Source organism: Imperialibacter sp. (assembly GCF_048007035.1).
Lineage (GTDB): Bacteria > Bacteroidota > Bacteroidia > Cytophagales > Cyclobacteriaceae > Imperialibacter.
Genome location: NZ_CP180355.1, coordinates 1,496,764 through 1,509,979 on the forward strand (window position 1 = coordinate 1,496,764; position 13,216 = coordinate 1,509,979).

The 13,216-nt window shown below is 47.4% G+C and carries 15 protein-coding genes; 8 read left to right on the forward strand and 7 right to left on the reverse strand.

From position 1 onward, the window contains the following. The first annotated feature begins 157 nt into the window (after nucleotides 1-157). The gene (locus ACMVP2_RS06760) at nucleotides 158-844 is read left to right on the forward strand and encodes a hypothetical protein (RefSeq protein ID WP_317488198.1); all 687 of its coding nucleotides are present in this window, start codon (nucleotides 158-160) and stop codon (nucleotides 842-844) included. Nucleotides 845-855: 11 nt separating this feature from the next. On the opposite strand, the gene ACMVP2_RS06765 is transcribed toward ACMVP2_RS06760, so the two are convergent. The 3 genes from ACMVP2_RS06765 to lepA are packed head-to-tail and all read right to left on the reverse strand — an operon-like array spanning nucleotide 856 to nucleotide 4,151. Continuing rightward, nucleotides 856-1,437: a 7-carboxy-7-deazaguanine synthase QueE gene (locus tag ACMVP2_RS06765; protein ID WP_416867142.1), complete on the reverse strand. Its 582-nt coding sequence runs from the start codon at nucleotides 1,435-1,437 to the stop codon at nucleotides 856-858. 37 nt (nucleotides 1,438-1,474) lie between these two features. Beyond that, nucleotides 1,475-2,353, reverse strand: a complete 879-nt coding sequence (locus ACMVP2_RS06770) for a bifunctional 5,10-methylenetetrahydrofolate dehydrogenase/5,10-methenyltetrahydrofolate cyclohydrolase (protein WP_416867143.1) — start codon at nucleotides 2,351-2,353, stop codon at nucleotides 1,475-1,477. A gap of 10 nt (nucleotides 2,354-2,363) precedes the next feature. Beyond that, nucleotides 2,364-4,151, reverse strand: coding sequence for a translation elongation factor 4 (gene lepA / locus ACMVP2_RS06775; RefSeq protein WP_416867144.1), 1,788 nt, complete (start codon nucleotides 4,149-4,151; stop codon nucleotides 2,364-2,366). A gap of 220 nt (nucleotides 4,152-4,371) precedes the next feature. Here lepA and ACMVP2_RS06780 point away from each other — a divergent pair, with 220 nt between their 5' ends. The 7 genes from ACMVP2_RS06780 (at nucleotide 4,372) to ACMVP2_RS06810 (ending at nucleotide 9,256) form a co-directional block, all read left to right on the forward strand. Continuing rightward, the gene (locus tag ACMVP2_RS06780) at nucleotides 4,372-5,166 is read left to right on the forward strand and encodes a hypothetical protein (protein ID WP_339792453.1); all 795 of its coding nucleotides are present in this window, start codon (nucleotides 4,372-4,374) and stop codon (nucleotides 5,164-5,166) included. A gap of 74 nt (nucleotides 5,167-5,240) precedes the next feature. Further along, complete coding sequence (locus ACMVP2_RS06785; protein ID WP_416867145.1) at nucleotides 5,241-5,765, forward strand: DUF2911 domain-containing protein; 525 nt, start codon at nucleotides 5,241-5,243, stop codon at nucleotides 5,763-5,765. A gap of 153 nt (nucleotides 5,766-5,918) precedes the next feature. Continuing rightward, nucleotides 5,919-6,356: a hypothetical protein gene (locus tag ACMVP2_RS06790; RefSeq protein WP_416867146.1), complete on the forward strand. Its 438-nt coding sequence runs from the start codon at nucleotides 5,919-5,921 to the stop codon at nucleotides 6,354-6,356. A gap of 3 nt (nucleotides 6,357-6,359) precedes the next feature. Then, nucleotides 6,360-6,752 carry a (deoxy)nucleoside triphosphate pyrophosphohydrolase gene (locus tag ACMVP2_RS06795; protein WP_416867147.1) on the forward strand — a complete coding sequence of 131 codons (393 nt, stop codon included), beginning with the start codon at nucleotides 6,360-6,362 and terminating at the stop codon, nucleotides 6,750-6,752. Between the two features lie 159 nt (nucleotides 6,753-6,911). Beyond that, a complete protein-coding gene (locus tag ACMVP2_RS06800) occupies nucleotides 6,912-7,376 on the forward strand; it encodes a CBS domain-containing protein (protein ID WP_317488206.1) in 465 nt (154 codons plus the stop codon). Between the two features lie 103 nt (nucleotides 7,377-7,479). Then, the gene (locus ACMVP2_RS06805; protein WP_416867148.1) at nucleotides 7,480-8,682 is read left to right on the forward strand and encodes an XdhC family protein; all 1,203 of its coding nucleotides are present in this window, start codon (nucleotides 7,480-7,482) and stop codon (nucleotides 8,680-8,682) included. Then, nucleotides 8,639-9,256 carry a nucleotidyltransferase family protein gene (locus tag ACMVP2_RS06810; RefSeq protein WP_416867149.1) on the forward strand — a complete coding sequence of 206 codons (618 nt, stop codon included), beginning with the start codon at nucleotides 8,639-8,641 and terminating at the stop codon, nucleotides 9,254-9,256. Before ACMVP2_RS06805 ends, ACMVP2_RS06810 begins: the two co-directional genes overlap by 44 nt. 29 nt (nucleotides 9,257-9,285) lie before the next feature. Here ACMVP2_RS06810 and ACMVP2_RS06815 read toward each other — a convergent pair whose 3' ends face one another. Genes ACMVP2_RS06815 through ACMVP2_RS06830 form a run of 4 tightly spaced genes read right to left on the reverse strand, consistent with a single transcriptional unit; the run spans nucleotide 9,286 to nucleotide 13,214 of the window. Then, the gene (locus tag ACMVP2_RS06815) at nucleotides 9,286-10,416 is read right to left on the reverse strand and encodes an ABC transporter permease (protein WP_416867150.1); all 1,131 of its coding nucleotides are present in this window, start codon (nucleotides 10,414-10,416) and stop codon (nucleotides 9,286-9,288) included. A 12-nt stretch (nucleotides 10,417-10,428) separates the two neighbouring features. Beyond that, the gene (locus ACMVP2_RS06820; protein ID WP_416867151.1) at nucleotides 10,429-11,535 is read right to left on the reverse strand and encodes an ABC transporter permease; all 1,107 of its coding nucleotides are present in this window, start codon (nucleotides 11,533-11,535) and stop codon (nucleotides 10,429-10,431) included. 27 nt (nucleotides 11,536-11,562) lie between these two features. Beyond that, nucleotides 11,563-12,288 (reverse strand): ABC transporter ATP-binding protein, encoded by a 726-nt coding sequence (locus ACMVP2_RS06825; RefSeq protein WP_416867152.1) that lies wholly within the window; start codon nucleotides 12,286-12,288, stop codon nucleotides 11,563-11,565. After that, on the reverse strand, nucleotides 12,285-13,214 hold the full coding sequence (locus tag ACMVP2_RS06830; RefSeq protein WP_416867153.1) for an ABC transporter ATP-binding protein: 930 nt from the start codon (nucleotides 13,212-13,214) through the stop codon (nucleotides 12,285-12,287). Before ACMVP2_RS06830 ends, ACMVP2_RS06825 begins: the two co-directional genes overlap by 4 nt. Between the last annotated feature and the right edge of the window lie 2 nt (nucleotides 13,215-13,216).

Genomic DNA, 13,216 nt, shown 5'->3' on the forward strand with positions numbered 1-13,216 from the left:
CAAGCTCTTTTAGCGAGTAGCTGAGCAAAAAAACTAGAATCCTTTTCCTCCGGGTCAGCTTTTCATCTCGATTTACTCCCCCTGTTTGGGTTATATTGTATCTTCCGGTAAGTGCTTTTCAAAAGCAACATGTTGTAGACTAAAACCTAAACTCAATATGAACACATTTTTTACACTACTTTTTACTGGGCTGCTTCTTTTTTTAAGGCCTGACCCGGTCGTTCAAAAAGACTGCGAAGTGCTGATGGAAACACTGGCCCTTGAGTACGATGGCGAATGCAAAAAAGGGCTTGCTCATGGCATTGGCAAGGCGCTTGGTTCTCACACCTATGAGGGGAGCTTCAAAAAAGGCTACCCGGACGGCGTAGGCACTTACACCTGGTCGAATGGAAATCTTTATAAAGGAGAGTTTAAAAATGGCCTCAAAGATGGCAAAGGCGAGCTTTATATCAGAAAACTTGGTGTGCCTGACAGCATCGTAACCGGCTACTGGGACAAAGACAAGTATGTCGGTGAATACGTTTCTTCTTACACTGTGGGGCAAAAGCGGAATATTCTCCGAACAAGGTTTGTGCATATGGCTGACACCCCCAACCAGGTCGAAATACTGATTCAACGAAACGGGCTTCCGATTGGGGTTAGTCAGCTGCAAGCTTCGGCCGACAAGTCACCTATGTTTGAAAGTAGCCAGACTATCGTGGCTTTCACCAAGGTGGTGTATCCGCTGACCAATGCCACTATTAATTTCTATGCGCCCAGCGCTTTCAACTCGTACCAGCTCGACTGCGAGCTGAACTTTGAAATTTACCGGGAAGGGCACTGGAGGATTTTTATACAGATTTAGAAACCCCTGAATTAAGGAATATTCAGGTACTTGTGCACCTGCAGCGAAACCTGCCACTGCGGGTTGGCTTTGATGTAGTCGATGATAAGGGGCGTCACCTTTTCCTGCTGTGACCACTCGGGCTGGAGGAATAGCCGGCAGTTTTTGTCCACGAGGGCTTCGTACTTCTCGGCCCATTTAAAGTCCGACTTATTGTAGACTATCACCTTTAGCTCATCGGCCGCCTTAGCCACCTCCGGAAGCGGCTCCCTGAACTTTTTTGGGGAAAAACACACCCAGTCCCAGTGCCCGGAGAGCGGATAGGCGCCAGAGGTTTCAATATGTGTCCGGAATCCTTTGTCTTTCAGCTGCCGGGTCAGTTCTCCGAGGTCATACATCAGAGGCTCCCCACCAGTAACAACAGCCACTCTTGCTGGAAAATGCGAGGCATCCTTCACTATCCTGGCCACTTCTGTGTCTGGATGCGCCGACGCTTCCCAGCTCTCTTTTACGTCGCACCACATGCAGCCAACATCGCAACCACCAAGGCGGATGAAATAGGCAGCATGCCCCTGGAAAGCTCCTTCACCCTGTATGGTGTAGAAAGCTTCCATTAACGGAAGAGCTGTTTTTATTGAAGGCAATATGGTATCAGGCTGTTTCAAGAAGCATTTCGTAGGCACGAAGCGTGTTCATCAACAATGACGCAATAGTCATTGGCCCCACCCCTCCTGGCACTGGCGTAATGTAAGACGTTTTTGGCGCTACGTTTTCATAGTCCACATCCCCCACCAGCCTGAAGCCAGATTTCCTGGTAGGATCATCAATTCTCGTAGTCCCAACGTCTACAACCACCGCACCATCCTTCACCATGTCGGCAGTGACAAGGTGTGGTTTGCCTACGGCCACCAGCAGAATATCGGCATTTTTGGTGTATTGAGAAATGTTTTCGGTGTATTTGTGGCAAAGTGTTACTGTGGCTTGTCCCTGCTGGGTCATGAGTATGCCCAGCGGTGCCCCCACAAGTCTGCTTGCACCTACCACCACACAATACTTTCCTTTGGTTTCAATTTTGTAGCGATTCAGCAGCTCCATCACCCCAAAAGGCGTAGCAGGCATTAGCAAAGGGGTTTGCGAGCCTATACTTCCAAAGTTTTGATTGGTAAACCCATCGACATCTTTCTCGGCCGAAATACTTTCAGTCACTTTTTCTACTGAAATATGCTCCGGCAAAGGCAACTGCACGATAAAACCATCGATATCCGTATCAGCGTTAAATTGCTCTATATGCTTGATGAGCTTTTCCTCAGAGATGGTCTTGGCAAAGTGCATAAGCGTGAAGTCGAACCCAACTTCCTTACAAGCCTTGATCTTACCATTCACGTAGGTGTGGCTTGCCCCGTCATCACCAACAATAATGATGGCCAAATGCGGTGCTCTCTTACCCTGAGCCACCAATTCGTTTACTTTGGCTGCAATCTCCTGCTTAATCTCTGCAGCTACCTTTTTACCATCAAGTATCTGAGGCATCTCTTATGGTTTAGTCTATTTTCAATACCGCCATAAAGGCTTCCTGTGGAATTTCCACATTGCCTACCTGGCGCATCCGTTTCTTACCTTTTTTCTGCTTTTCGAGCAGCTTACGCTTACGACTAATATCACCACCGTAGCACTTAGCCAATACGTTTTTACGCATCGCCTTCACAGTCTCCCTGGAGATAATTTTAGCCCCAATGGCTGCCTGAATCGCTATTTCAAACATTTGTCGTGGCAACAACTCACGCAATTTTTCGCAGAGCTTCTTGCCCCAATCGTAGGCCTTGTCCCGGTGCACAATGGCCGAAAGGGCATCGACCCGCTCACCATTAAGCATAATATCCAGCTTCACCATGTTCGACTGACGATAACCTATCAGCTCATAGTCGAGAGAAGCATAACCCCTGGAAATTGTTTTCAGCTTGTCAAAAAAGTCAAATACGATTTCTGACAGCGGCAGTTCGAAAGTCAGCTCTACCCTATCGGAGGTAAGGTATACCTGGTTTTTTATTTCGCCCCGCTTGTCGATACATAGAGAGATGATGGGGCCGATGTATTCTGATTTACTTATTATCTGAGCCCTGATAAAAGGCTCTTCGATGAAATCCAAAGCAATGGGATCAGGCATTTCCGACGGTGCACTTACTTTCAGCATTTCCCCGCCCTTGAGCGTGGCATGAAACCGCACCGAAGGCACCGTGGTGATCACGGTCATGTCAAATTCACGCTCCAGGCGCTCCTGGATAATTTCCATGTGAAGCATGCCGAGGAATCCGCACCTGAAGCCAAAGCCAAGAGCGGCTGATGTCTCCGGCTCCCACACAAGCGAGGCGTCGTTGAGCTGCAGCTTTTCCATTGATGCCCTAAGCTCTTCGTATTCCGAAGTCTCTACCGGGTAGATACCCGCAAAAACCATCGGCTTCACATCTTCAAAACCCTTGATGGCGACCGCTGCCGGCCTGTCCACATGGGTGATGGTGTCCCCTACTTTTACCTCCTTGGCCACTTTGATGCCAGAGATCAGGTACCCGACATTACCAGCACTGATTTCTGCTTTCGGTGATTGCTTAAGCTTCAGCACGCCTATTTCATCCACATCGTAAATACTCCCGATGTTCATGAATTTTACCTTCTCCCCTTTTTTCATGGTGCCGTTGAACACCCTGAAAATAACCTCAACACCTCTGAAGGAGTTGAACACAGAGTCGAATATCATCGCCTGCAAAGGGCCGTTAGGGTCTCCTTTCGGTGGTTTGATCCTGTGAACGATCGCCTCCAGTATATCGTCGATGCCAATGCCTTCTTTTCCGCTGGCCAGTAGTATCTCCTCCCGGGTACAACCCAGCAACTCTACCACCTGGTCTTTCACCTCCTCCACCATTGCCCCGGGCAAGTCAATTTTGTTGAGCACCGGGATGATTTCCAGGTCGTGGTTTAAAGCCAGGTACAGATTGGAAATAGTTTGTGCTTCAATACCTTGTGATGCATCAACAATCAAGAGTGCTCCCTCGCAGGCGGCGATGGAGCGTGATACCTCGTAAGAAAAGTCAACGTGGCCGGGTGTGTCGATCAGGTTAAGTACGTAGTCTTTGCCACCGCTCTTGTAGTTCATTTGAATGGCATGGCTCTTAATGGTGATGCCACGCTCCCGCTCCAAATCCATGTTGTCAAGAAGCTGGTTCTGCTTTTCCCGATCGGTGATGGTGTGGGTGGCCTCAAGGAGCCTGTCGGCCAGGGTACTTTTACCGTGATCTATGTGTGCTATTATGCAGAAATTGCGGATGTGATCCATACGTTCCTTTAAAAGTCTGCAAAATTAGGTAATAATTTATGATTTGAAGAGCCTGCGCAAACAAAGTTTGGGATTGGAGAACATCAACTAGACTGTATTTCAGCTATCTGCAATTTCCTGATAGGTAAAACCGACATTTTTTTGTGAAATGCAAATTTGCGGTGCGGCATTCCAACCATTTGTTGCCAAATTTGTCTCTTAATACCAAAAAAATTAGTGTATGAAGAAGATTGCAATCATTGCAGTGGTGGGGTTAGGGTTTTTATTCTCGTGCAGCCTGGATAGCGACGAATTTCAGGGCCCTATCACGAGCAAAATTAATGTTACAATGCTTGAGGACGTAAGCGCAAAAGATCCTTTCTTTCAAATCTTATTTGAGTCGACCAATCTGTACGAATGCTCCAATTACAACATCTTAATGACAGTAGATGCGGAGGAAAACAAACTTGATATCGTATTCAATGAGATTTACAAAAACAGTACTTGCCGCTCCGAAACCGGCCCTGCCTACAATGTTTATTCCTTTTCAAAAATTGTAAATGGAACCTACAACTTAAGCCTGAAAGTGAAAGACAAGCCAGCCTCTACAGGTACACTTGTGATTTCCGACACTGGCTATACGCTGGACATGACCGAAAGCGATGACTTTGCGTTTGTGAACCCCCAGGTTTACCGAATGCCCGAAGGCATACTTTGGGGTAGCATCCAGAAATATTCCGAATCGCAGCAGTCAAACACTCTTGTTGATAACTTTTTTGACCTCCTTAGTGACAACGGGCTTGCCGACACCGCCCTGGTGAAAGGTGACTATACTTATTTTCTCATCGATGAAGAAAGCAAAGTATCCCTCAGGCGGGCAAGCGCCACTCCAGCTGGCACGTCTGCTTTCGTTTTTTATCTCGACGAAGATTCAGTAAGCAGGAACAACCTGAAAATTGCCATATCAGACTTCAGAGGCAAATACTCGCAGTATGTGAAGGTGGACGTATTTGACTGGATCGGAACCATTTATTGAAACGAATATACAGGCCAAAACATTTTGGGTAGCTAGTCCGTCTACAGTGATATCCTTTAACTAAATCACACACCATGAAAACTAGCTACAAAATTTTTGCGCTTTGTATGGGAATGCTCACCATTGCTTTTGGCGACCTAGTCGCCCAGGACAAACCAAGCCCAGCTGCATCGGTATCAGAAAAGATAAAGAGTGGAGCCACCGTATCAATCAACTATAGCTCGCCTGCTTTGAAGGGTAGAACAATGGGGAAAGACGTGGAACCAATGGAAGGCAAGGTATGGAGAGCTGGGGCCAACAACGCCACTGTATTCGAAGTCGACAAAGAAGTGAAAATAGAAGGCAAGGCACTCCCAGCTGGAAAGTATGCGTTTTTTACATTGAAAAACGGCGACGACTGGACACTGATCTTCAACAAAACCTGGGATACCTGGGGTGCATTTGACTATGAGAAAAATAAAGGAGAAGATGCTCTGCAAGTAAAAGTAAAGTCGAAAAAAGCCGCTACCGCCTCCGAAAGGTTAACTTATGCCATAGATAAGTCGGGCAAGGTAAGCTTGCTATGGGGCGACCTGGACGTGTCGTTCAACGTAAAGTAATCAGACTGAAATCAAAAATAAAAAGCGGGCACAGCTCGCTTTTTTTTGTTTTGCCAGGTAAGGATGCAGAGGACTATAACTGTTTATTTCTTAAATTGATGGAGGTAGCATGTCTGGCCTTCCGTCGTATTGCATTTACTCTAAGCTTATCCTATGACAAAAGCGCTATTTTTTCTGACATTTTTGGTGCTTTTGGCCGGATGCTCCAAAGTTGACCCGATTGAAGAAGCCATCAATAAAAAGAATGCTGAGGTGAGTGGTGTTTGGATTTGGGTGAACACCAAGTACCCCACTCCATTTGGTGCCATCACTGTCAGCACGCTAAAAACAGGTATTCTCTACAAGGTACTTATCTCCGGTAAAAACGCCGAGGTTTTTCGTGAAGACCGACTGGTGCAAAAGTTTAGTTTCGAGATAAGACGTGCCAACGAAGATTTCTACCTTGACATTTTAACCAAGCAGGAAATAGAATATTCGGCTATCGATATGCTGGGTGGCAAGATTTCGCTCGATAAAAAAGACCTCACCTTGTCATTTCAAAACAACACCTTTGAATCAGACATGCTGCTCAGCAGAGTAGAGATTTTCTAGCCCATGCTTTCAGTTGTTTGTGCTATTATTATGCGCGGGTCAAAAATTTTAGTAACAAAACGCCCTGCTCACAAAAAAGAGGGCCTCAAATGGGAGTTCCCGGGGGGCAAAGTTGAATCAGGAGAAACGGAGCAAGCCGCCCTTACCCGGGAAATCAGAGAAGAATTATCCATCGAAGTGGGCCCTATTGAGAAAATCGGTGCTGTAGCAATAAAGGTGCCCCGCATCAACCTGACGGCCTGGAATTGCCAGTGGCTAAGTGGAGAAATTCACCTTACCGAACACCTGGCTTTCGACTGGGTAGAAGTGCAAGACCTGACCGCAATAGACTTGAGCGGCGCCGATATACTACTTATCCCTCAAATAAAATCTTATATCGAAAATTCTCCTATTTAAGCATATTGTACTGTAAATGACGGTCAGTCAAAATAATCTACTGATTTTACAGAAAACATCGAGCGTCTAGTTTGATTCCTCCCGATAGTTCCGTAACTTATACTTCCTGGTTTATTCAGGTGTAGTTAATAACCTGTCACATCACTTAAACAACTGACTATGAATTTTACTCCTCCAAAAGAAACTGGTACTACCAGGACTGTCGAACCCATTAAATACGCCCCCGTTACCGACTACATGGTCAAGGATGTCTTCACTTTTCATCCGGACCAAAATATTCAGGAAGCAATCGACCTTATGTTGGACAAGCGGATATCAGGTGGCCCGGTGCTGAACGACGCTGGCGAATTGGTAGGAATGCTTTCTGAAAAAGACTGTCTGAGAATTATTATTGATTCAGCCTACCACAATCATCCAAATCACGAGGGGAAGGTGAAAAATTACATGTCGAGAAAGGTGAAAACCATGGATGTAGACAAAGATATTTTTGACGTGGCGAATGAATTTCTTACCACTCATTTCCGCAGGTTTCCTGTAATTGACAGCAAAGGTGTGCTGAAAGGCCAGATAAGCAGGCGAGACATTATGAAGGCGGCCAGGGATTTAAAAGGTACCACCTGGTGAAACTTGATTGGTCTTAAATATGTATTAACTAACCCCTTTATGGGGTTTATTTTTTTGAATGGGTGGTATGAATTGACGAAGTGTTGTAAATTGGAGTGATATTATGAAAGAGGCAAAAAGCATCATTGAAGCCTATAGAAAGGTTAATTTTTCTACTCAAAAAGCAGCGCTGGCCACTGTTATGCGGGTGCACGGCTCATCTTACCGAAGGCCGGGTGCCAGAATGCTGATGACAGACGACGGACGCTGGACGGGTGCCATCAGTGGTGGCTGTCTGGAAGGTGATGCCCTTCGCAAAGCTCGTCAGGCAATTCTCAACAATCGTCCTTCGCTTGTTACTTACGACACCATGGACGACAATAGTGCCACCAGTTTGGGCGTAGGCCTCGGCTGCAATGGCATCATTGACGTGCTGATTGAGCCTATCAATGAGCTGGATATTTTCAACTCTATTCATCTCCTTGAAAAGTTCGTGGAGAAAGGTGAGCTGGCTGTAATGGCCACTGTATTCGACTCTTCTATAGCTGAAAATCCATATCAGGGCCAGAGGTTTTTACTCAATGGTTTGGGTGAAAAATACAGCACTATCGGCCATGCAAACCTAGAAGCGCTCATCGCTGCCGATGCTCAAAAAGCCTTTGTGGCCAACCGCCCGGCCATTTGCCAATACACAGTGGATGATGCCATGGTAGAAGTGCTGGTAGAAACGCTGCACCCTGGCATACAATTGGTAATTTTTGGCGGCGGTTTCGATGCGGCGCCTGTGACATCGATGGCGAAAAATCTGGGCTGGGCAGTGACAGTTACCGACGATTGCATTGCTCACCTCGGCGCTAAGCGTTTTCCTGATGCTGAAAATGTGACGCTCTGCCAGCGAGACCACGTGTCTACCGACATCGTGTTCAAAAGATTCAGTGCCGCCATTCTCATGTCGCACAACTATAAGTACGACTACGCCGTGCTCAAAGAGCTGATCAAAAACCCACCGGCGTACCTGGGCATTATGGGCCCTAAGAAGCGCTTCGATAAAATGGTTGACCAGCTGAAGGAAGAGGGTATTTACCCGGGGGATGCCTGGGCAGCAACCGTTCACTCACCCATAGGTCTTGATCTGGGTGCAGAAACACCCGATGAAATTGCTTTGTCGGTCATTGCCGAGATTCAGGCGTTTTTCAACAACTCCAAAGGCGGCTACCTGAAACACCTTGACGGCCCCATACACGACCGCAGTGCCTACGACGACCGACTGCTAAACAACATTTATGAGCAGCTCAATGCCACAGGTTCCAAAAAAGGCAAAGCTTAGCATCGTTCTGCTGGCGGCAGGCTCGTCTTCCCGGCTAGGGCAGGCCAAGCAGCTGCTACCATTCAAAGACACCACCCTGGTGCGCCATCGTGTTGCTACAATTACACGGGCGCTGGGAAACGAACACAACGTTTTTGTGGTTACCGGCGCCAAACGGGAAGAAGTGCGCACTGAGCTTGCCGGGCTTTCGTACACCGAAGTTTACAATGACCAATTCTCCGAGGGCATGAGTACCTCGATAAAAGCCGGACTGGCGTGCCTTCCTACAGATGCTGAAGCTGTCATGTTTTTGCTTGTTGACCAGCCATTTGTTTCGGAAAAGCACCTTTCAGAAATGGTCAGTAAATGGCTCAACGATAAAAGTAAAGTCCTAGGTGCGGCCTATTCCGGAGTCATTGGTGTTCCGGCCATTTTCCCCCGCAGCTATTTCGAACAACTATTGCTACTGAAAGGAGACCAGGGTGCGAGAAAAATTCTAAAGAATCTATCAGACGCCGAAGTCCTCAGCTATCCCCTGCCCGAAGCGAGCGTTGACCTTGACACTTTGGAGGATTTGAAGGCTATTGGGCTTTGACTCAGCGATAGCTTCAACCTATTCCTGACTTAAGCCGTCTTTTTATAGTTCAAAATCGCTAGTCCGTTGAGCAACACAGCGTAACCAAAAATCACTGCGAAAAAGAACCTGGTCTCCTGCCAGCCAGCGCCTTTGAGCATCACAAGCCGCACAAACTCGATAAAGTAACGGATCGGGTTGAACAAAGTGATGGTTTGCGCCCAGCCAGGCATGTTTTCGATGGCGGTGAAGAGTCCTCCCATCAGGATGAAAACGACCAGAAAGAACCAGGCAAGGAACATGGCCTGCTGCTGCGTGTCGGTAAGCGTAGAAATCAACAGGCCAAAACCAAGAATCAAAAGCAGGTAGACGGCGGAAAATGCATAGATAAGCCCTACGCTACCTACAAACGGGATATTGAACACCACCTTCGCAACGATAAGCCCAATTGATAACACCATGAGGCCAAGCAGCCAGAAAGGCAAGAGCTTGCCAATCACAAACTGGTATTTCTGGATGGGCGTCACATTGATCTGCTCGATGGTGCCGATCTCTTTCTCCCTCACGATGTTCATTGAGCTCAAAAATGCTCCAATCATCGTGACCAAAAGCACCAAAATGCCGGGCACCATAAAGGTCTTGTAATTGAGCTCTGGATTGAACCAGAAAGACGACTCGACATTAATCACTTGCCGGGCAATCGGCTGCCCACTGGCCACCACCCTCATTTGCAGCGCTGCCACCTCCCGCTGATTATAGTCGCCAAGGATTCTGCCAAAGTAATAGTTGGCCAGACCAGCTTTAGTGCCGTCAATAGCATTCACTATCACCTGCAGCTGCTGTGGTTCCTTCCGAACCAGCTTCTTTTCCATGCCCGCCGGTATTTCCACTACCAGATCGGCCTCGTTTTTGTCAAGAGCTGCTGCCCCTTCCGCATGGTCGAAACCAGTTCCAGCTATGGTAAAATAGCCCGAGGCTGTCAAATCACGGTAGAGTTGTCGGCTTGCGCTGCTCTGGTCGTTGTCCATCCAGTATACCTTCAGGTTTTTGATTTCAAAGTCGGCAGCGTAGCTCAACACAATCAGCTGCAGCACCGGCATTACGAACAAAATGGGCAGGTTGGTCTTGTTGCGGAAAATCTGCAAAAACTCTTTCTGTACGAGGTAAAGAATTATTCTCATGGCGTTTTCAGTTTAACCAAGTCTGACATTGAACTTCTTGATACTCATCCCAATAAAAAACAGGGTAAACCCAATCAAAATAAGTGTTTCCTTCCAGAAATAGGCGATACCGACACCCTTGAGCATAATGGCCTTTTCGATAACAATGAACCACCTGGCCGGGATAATGTGCGAGATGATTTGCAGCGGTAAGGGCATATTCTCAATAGGAAAAATGAAACCTGAAAGCAGGATCGTCGGCAGCATCAGTCCCATCAGCGAAAGCAACAGCGCCGTTTGCTGAGTTTGGGCTACTGTGGAAATAAGAATGCCCAGCGACAGCGCCATAATGATGAAGAGCATGATCTCTGCCAGCAAAAGTGGCACACTTCCCATAATAGGCACGCCAAAGACATACCTGCCGAGCAGCAGCACCACCACAGCATCAAGAAATGCCAGGCTGAAATAAGGCACCACCTTGGCAATAATCACCTGACCGGGGTTCATTGGCGACGCCAGCAATACCTCCATTGTGCCCGTTTCCTTTTCTCTGGCTATCGAAATGGATGTCATCATGGCCGATACCAGCATCAGCAGTATGGTGATGAGCCCCGGAACAAAGAGAAACACACCTTTCAGGCTGGGGTTGTATTGCAGCCGCACCTCAGCCCCCACAAGAATGGGGGGTTGTCCGGGTTGGTTCAGTTCCAGTTGAAAATTCTGGATGATGGCAGTAGCGTAATTAACCAACGTATTGGCCATGTTCGGGTCGGTGGCGTCGGCCAGCAGCTGCACCGATGCTTTTCCTTCATGCTGGAGCTTGTCTGCAAAATCAGGCTCAACTACCACAGCCATCTTTATCCTGCCCTCTCTGAACAGCTGCTCAACGTCGTCTATACTTTCAGCCTGCCCGTCGGGGAGGAAGTATCCGGAGGCAACCAGCTTATCAGCTAACCTGCGTGACACCTCGTCGTTCGACTGATCGAGGATGGCAATGTGAGCATCTTTGATCTCATTGGTAATGGCGTAGCCAAAAAGCAGGATTTGCACCACAGGCATTCCAAAGAGAATCAGCAATGTTCGCTTGTCTCTGAAGATGTGGTAAAACTCCTTTCGTATAAGTGAAGTCAGTCTTTTCATAGTGAAATGCTATCTTCTTTGGCCGCCCTAAGGCCGGGCCACCTTGATAAATACTTCGTTCATGGTTTTCACACCATATTGCTTTTTCAAACCTTCTGGTGTATCGTAGGCCTCCACCCTGCCATCCACCATCATCGAAATCCTGTCGCAGTATTCTGCTTCGTCCATGTAGTGTGTGGTTACAAACACGGTGATGCCATCGTGGGCTGCTTCGTAAATCATTTCCCAAAACTGTCGTCTGGTAATGGGGTCTACTCCGCCTGTGGGCTCATCAAGAAAAACAATCTTGGGATCGTGAAGAATGGCTATGGAAAAAGCCAACTTTTGTTTCCAACCCAAAGGCAAGTCCTTCAGAAGCTTGCCTTCCACTTCGTCGAGGCCCAGTCTTTTGATAAGGCTCTCTCCCTTTTCCTTCCACTGCTTTCTCTTCAGCCCATAAATACCGCCATAAAACCGGATATTCTCTTTGATGGTCAGGTCGTCGTAGAGCGAAAACCGTTGACTCATGTATCCTATGGATTTTTTGATCTGGTTTTGTTGCTTAAACACGTCGAAACCAGCTACCATTGCCTTGCCGGAAGTGGGGCTGAGCAAGCCTGAGAGCATCTTCATGGCGGTGGTTTTGCCCGCACCATTGGCTCCCAGAAACCCGAAGATTTCTCCCTGCTTCACTTCGAGCGAAATGGAGTCGACGGCCTTGAAGGTGCCGAATCTCTTGGTGAGATTTTCTACTTCTATGATAGAACTACTCATGCCGCTACATGTTGATTCATCAACGCAATAAAGCAGTCCTCTATATCTGGTGCTACCTCCACTATCTCCCAGTTCTCCATCCCCTGAGCGCTGAGGTATTTGGTTAGCTCTTTACTCGTCAGCTTGCCTTTGTCGGACACCACGTGAATGTTTTCGCCAAAAGGATACACCAGCGTGGCCTGCTCCAGCATTCGAAGCGACGAAAGCATGTTGTACTTTTCGTTTGTTTTGATGGCCAACAAGGAATAGGCATAGGCATCAGTAATTTTTACCGGTGTATCTACCGAAAGAATGCGGCCGTCTTGCATAAGCGCCACCCGGTCGCAAAGGCTGGCTTCGTCCATGTAAGGAGTGGATACCAAAATGGTCATCCCACGTTTTTTCAGCATTTGAAGAATTTCCCAAAACTCGCTTCTCGAAACAGCGTCCACGCCAGTGGTGGGCTCATCGAGAAACAGGATTTCGGGACTATGCACTAGCGCACAGCAAAGGGCCAGCTTTTGCTTCATCCCACCCGAAAGTGCTCCGGCTCTGCGTTTTCTAAAAGGCTCTATTTGAGAATAGATATACCTGATATTGTCATAGTTCTCCTCCAGTGTGGTGTCATATATGGAGGCAAAAAGATTGATATTTTCTTCAATGCTCAGGTCCTGATAAAGAGAAAACCGACCAGGCATATAGCCCATTTTTTTGCGAATTGAAGCATAGTCTCTGGTGACATCAATGCCCAGCACATTTACTTCGCCACTATCGGGCAGCAACAGCGAAGACATGATCCTGAAAAGTGAAGTTTTGCCGGCACCATCGGGGCCAATTACCCCGAACAGCTCTCCTTTCTTAACATTCAGAGAAATTTCCTTTAATGCCTCCACATGGGCATAGGTTTTCACCAGGTTCTTTACAATAACTGCGTTTTGCTTTTCCATGA